Raw genomic sequence first — 299 nt, 5'->3', positions numbered from 1 at the left:
AATTATCTTAATAATTAAAGGAAAATAATTGATAATATCTAGTTTTCAAAGAACAAATTCCGACGCTCTCGCGCCAATGGAGAATAGCGGGATCGAACCGCTGACCCCCTGCTTGCAAAGCAGGTGCTCTCCCATCTGAGCTAATTCCCCAAAATGCATTGTGACCTTTCGGTCAATGGGCATAAATGGACTCGAACCATCGACCTCACGCTTATCAGGCGTGCGCTCTAAACCAGCTGAGCTATACGCCCAAAACGCATCAGTATTAAATTGAGAGGTAAGCCCCTCAAAACTGAACA

Annotated in this window: 2 tRNA genes; both read right to left on the bottom strand. The window is 44.5% G+C overall.

The window, feature by feature from the left end:
- Nucleotides 1–77: 77 nt before the first annotated feature.
- A tRNA-Ala gene (locus IV54_RS09660) sits at nt 78–150 on the bottom strand.
- Between the two features lie 26 nt (nt 151–176).
- Nucleotides 177–251 (bottom strand) — tRNA-Ile (locus IV54_RS09655).
- Nucleotides 252–299 lie beyond the last annotated feature (48 nt).

This window comes from Levilactobacillus paucivorans (genome assembly GCF_001437125.1).
Taxonomy (GTDB): domain Bacteria; phylum Bacillota; class Bacilli; order Lactobacillales; family Lactobacillaceae; genus Levilactobacillus; species Levilactobacillus paucivorans.
The sequence above is the reverse complement of the archived record's forward strand: the minus strand, read 5'-3'. Positions and strand labels throughout refer to the sequence as shown.